Origin of the sequence: Streptomyces sp. FH025 (assembly GCF_017427025.1) — a bacterium.
Lineage (GTDB): Bacteria > Actinomycetota > Actinomycetes > Streptomycetales > Streptomycetaceae > Kitasatospora.
In genome coordinates, this window is record NZ_JAFLNG010000648.1 from 1 (window position 1) to 4404 (window position 4404).

Genomic DNA, 4404 nt, shown 5'->3' on the forward strand with positions numbered 1-4404 from the left:
GCATCCGGACACCGATTCGAGAGGTGACCGCGCGGGGCCGGTAGTGTGGCGTCCCAGGCGGCAGCAGCCGTCGGCCACCTGCCCGATTCGGTCGGTTTGTCACCTTTTTGACGTGGTGCAAGCCGGTTCCGTTCGGAGTGTGGGCAATTCGACGGGCCGCGTCCCGGACCTGGAGAATGTCGTAGGGTCCGGTGCGGTCGTGCCGGTTGCTCCGGGTTGTCGTTGTTTCAGATGGTGCACCTCCCACACGGGCGGTGCCCGGGCCGGGGTGCCGCAGCGCGCCGGAAGGACTTGGGCCGCAGCGCCTCGGCGCGGCGGCCGCGTGTGGTTGAGGGGCGGGTCGACGCAGGCCCGGCCCGAGCGGATGGGCGCTGCGGTCGGTGATCGTGTCGCCAAGGGCGCGGCAGCGGCCTGGAAGGAGCTTTGACAATGACCGATGGCGGCCACGTCCCGGGCGAGGGACAGCCGGAGCACCTGCACGCCGGGCCCGACCCGCTCGGCGGCCCGGAGGGCGTCGCCGGCGTTGCACCCCTGCAGGGCGTCGCGACGGACGGCGGGGTGATCCCCAACCCGGCGGCGCCGCACGGCGGCCTGCCCGGCGCGGGCGTCATCCCGCCGCAGGGCCAGCCGAGCTTCACCGTTCCCGGCGCGCCGTCCCCGGCCGTCCCCGGCGACGGCTGGGGCGTCGGCCAGGGCGCCGGGCACCCGGCCTTCCACTTCGTCGACCAGCCGGACGGCCTGGACGACGAGGACGACGTGCTGCTGATGCCCGGCCCGCAGGGCTCCTGGGGCGAGCCGATCGTTCCCGCCCAGGCCGAGCAGTACGCGCCGCAGCCGGACGGCACCCCGGTCGAGCCCTCCTGGCCGCCGGTGGACCCGCCGGTGCTCGGCGGTGGCGAGCACGCCCAGCAGCCGCCCGTCCAGGCCGCCCCGGCGCAGGCGCAGCAGCCGGTGACGCAGGCTCAGCCGCCGCGCCGCCCGCTGCACGCCGGCCCGCCCATCCCGGACCCGTCGCTGATGACCGGCCAGGTGCCGGTCCGTTCGCTGGCCGACCGCGGCCCGTCGCAGGGCGGCACGCCCGCGCACGGCATTCCGGTCGTCGGCCGGCCGCCGATGGGCGAGGCCGTCGCGCCGGTCGCGGGCGCCGTGCCGCAGGGCGTGCCGCAGGCGGCCCCGATGGCTCCCGCGGCTCCGGTCGCCCCGGCGGCTCCGACGGCCGAGGGGGTGCAGGAGGTCCAGCAGGCGCCGCAGGGCCAGGGCTTCCAGCAGGTGCCGCTGGCCGCGCAGCCGGTCGAGGGCGTGCTGACCGTCGAGACGGTCGGGGCGATCGAGGTGGTCGAGGTCGTCGAGACGCCGGAGGCCGTCCAGGTCGCGCCGGTCGTGCCGGTCGCGCCGGTCGTCGAGGGCGTCCAGGGCGCGCCGGCCGCCGAGGCCGCGCAGGCCGTCGTGGCCGAGCCGGTTCCGGCGGAGGCCGCCGCCGAGGCCGTCGTGCCCGCTGCGGACGCTGTGGCCGCCGTGGCCGAGACCGCCGCCGTCGAGACCGTCGTGGTCGAGGCCGCCGCCGAGCCTGCGGCCGAGGCCGTCGCCGCCGCGCCCCTCGAGCAGCCCGAGGCCCAGCCGGAGGCCGCCGCGCCGACCGGTCAGCCGCGCCGGATCTCCGCCTTCCTCGCCGCGCCGACCCCGCACGGCCTGCCCAAGGTCCCGGCGGCCGAGCAGGCCCCGGTGGTCGAGGGGGCGGCGCCGCAGCAGGCCGCGCCCATAGCGGCCGCCGATGCGCCGCAGACCGTCGAGGAGGCCCAGGCCGCCGAGCCGGTGCAGGCCGAGCAGGTCGCCGAGGGCTCCGAGGCTGCGGAGGCCGTCGAGGCCGTGGCGAGCGCCGAGGCCGTAGCGAGCGCCGAGGCCGCCGAGGCCGCGCCGCAGGCCGTCGCCGAGCCGGTTGCCGAGACTGCCGCCGGTACCGGCGAGATGCCCTCCGGCCAGGCCGTCAGCGAGCCCGCTGCCGAGGCCGCCGAGCAGCCGCAGCCGCAGCCGGAGGCCGTCCAGGCCGAGCAGCCCGCCGAGGCCCCGGCCGCCGCGTCGGCCGAGCCGGTCGCGGAGCAGAGCCCGGAGAACGGCGCGGAGAACGGCGCGGAGCAGGCCGTCGAGCCGGCGGCCGAGCAGACCGTGGAGCAGCAGCCGGAGCAGGTCGCGGCGGCGCAGCCCGCCGAAGCCGTCATGCCGGAGCCCGAGCAGCAGCCCGCCGCCGAGGTGGCCGAGCCCGCCGCCGAGCAGGCGCCCGAGCAGCCCGCCGACGTCCAGGCCGTCGAGGTCCAGGCCGCCGAGGAGCCGCAGCCGGAGGCCGCCCAGGCCGAGCCGGTCGCCCTCGCCGCCGCGCCCGAGGCCGGTCAGGACGAGGCCCCCGTGGCCGAGCAGCCCGCCGAGCAGCCGGCCGAGCCGGTCGTGGAGCAGCCGCCCGTCGCCGAGGCCGCCGAGGTCGCCGAGGCCGCCGAGCAGGCCCCCGAGGCCCCGGCCACCGAGCAGCCGGAGGCCGTCCAGGCCGTCCAGGCCGAGGAGCCCGCCGACCAGCAGCCGGAGCAGGCCGAGGGCGCCGAGCAGCCCGCCGAGGAGCCGCAGGCCGTCGAGCCCGCCGAGCCGCGAGGCCCAGCCGCCCCCGGTTTCGACGAGGCCGGCCGCGAGGCCGTCCACCAGGTGATCCGCGAGCGCCGCGACATCCGCAACGGCTTCCGCCCGGACCCGATCCCGCACGAGGTGCTGATCCGCGTCCTGGAGGCCGCCCACACCGCGCCCAGCGTCGGCTACTCGCAGCCCTGGGACTTCGTGGTGATCCGCTCGGCCAAGACCCGCAAGCGGATGCACGCCCTGGCCGAGCGTCAGCGCGAGGCCTACGCGGACTCGCTGCCCAAGGGCCGGGCCAAGCAGTTCCGGGAGATCAAGATCGAGGCCATCCTCGACACCCCGGTCAACATCGTGGTGACCGCCGACCGCACCCGCGGTGGCCGGCACACCCTGGGCCGGCACACCCAGCCGCAGATGGCCCCGTACTCGGCCGCCCTGGCTGTGGAGAACCTGTGGCTGGCCGCCCGCGCCGAGGGCCTGGGCGTCGGCTGGGTGAGCTTCTTCGACGACGAGGAGCTGGTCCGCGAGCTCGGCCTGCCCGAGCACCTGGAGGTCGTCGCCTACCTGTGCGTCGGCTTCGTCGACTCGTTCCCGGACGAGCCCGAGCTGGAGCAGCAGGGCTGGGCGAAGAAGCGCCCGCTGTCCTGGGTGGTCCACGAGGAGCAGTACGGCAACCGCGCGCTGCCCGGCGAGGAGCCGCAGGACCTGCTGGCCGAGACCCTGCGCGGCATCCGCCCGCTGGACGCCAAGGCGCTCGGCGAGGCCTGGGACCGGCAGAAGCGGATGACCAAGCCGGCCGGCTCGCTCGGCATGCTGGAGATCATCTCCGCCCAGCTGTGCGGCCTGTCCCGCAAGTGCCCGCCGCCGATCCCGGAGCCCGCCTGCGTGGCGATCTTCGCGGGCGACCACGGCGTGCACGCCCAGGGCGTCAGCCCGTGGCCGCAGGAGGTGACCGCCCAGATGGTCGGCAACTTCCTGGCCGGGGGAGCGGTGATCAACTCCTTCGCCAAGCAGATCGGCACCGAGGTGTGCGTGGTGGACGTCGGCGTGGCCGCCGAGCTGCCGGAGGCCGTCCAGCAGGGCCGCGCCACCGGCCTGCTGCCGCGCAAGGTCAAGCCCGGCACCGACGACATGACCCAGGGCCCCGCCATGACGCGGGAAGAGGCGCTGAAGGCCATCGAGGTCGGCATCGAGACCGCCCGCGACCTGGTCGCGGCGGGCAACAAGGCGCTGGTCACCGGCGACATGGGCATCGCCAACACCACCGCCTCGGCCGCCCTGATCTCGGTGTTCACCGGCCTCGACCCGGCCGAGGTCACCGGCCGCGGCACCGGCATCGACGACGAGACCCACACCCGCAAGATCGAGGTCATCCGCGCCGCGCTGGCCCTGCACCAGCCCGACCCGAGCGACCCGATCGGCGTCCTCGCCGCCGTCGGCGGCCTGGAGCACGCGGCCATCGCCGGCTTCCTGCTGGGGGCCGCCTCGCTGCGCACCCCGGTGGTGCTGGACGGTGTCATCGCGGGTTCGGCCGCGCTGGCCGCCAAGGCGATCGCCCCGGAGGTGCTGGCCGCCTGCATCGCCGGCCACCGCTCCGCCGAGCCCGGCCACCAGGCCGCGCTGGCGAAGCTCGGCCTGCGTCCGCTGATCGACCTCGACCTGCGGCTCGGCGAGGGCACCGGTGCCCTGCTGGCGCTGCCGCTGGTGCAGAGTGCGGCCCGCGCGATGCACGATGTAGCCACCTTCGACTCCGCCGGGGTCACCGAGAAGGCCTGACGCACCCCGTCA

Annotated in this window: 1 protein-coding gene; it reads left to right on the top strand. The window is 76.9% G+C overall.

Going from position 1 to position 4404, the window contains the following annotated elements; genetic code table 11:
* The first annotated feature begins 429 nt into the window (after nt 1-429).
* Complete coding sequence (cobT, locus tag J0670_RS31260; RefSeq protein ID WP_207815237.1) at nt 430-4392, top strand: nicotinate-nucleotide--dimethylbenzimidazole phosphoribosyltransferase; 3963 nt, start codon at nt 430-432, stop codon at nt 4390-4392.
* The last annotated feature ends 12 nt before the right edge of the window (nt 4393-4404 follow it).

What these genes read in the sequence shown, in the direction of transcription:
- cobT (WP_207815237.1), top strand. Translation starts at nt 430, where the DNA reads ATGACCGATGGCGGCCACGTCCCGGGCGAGGGACAGCCGGAGCACCTG.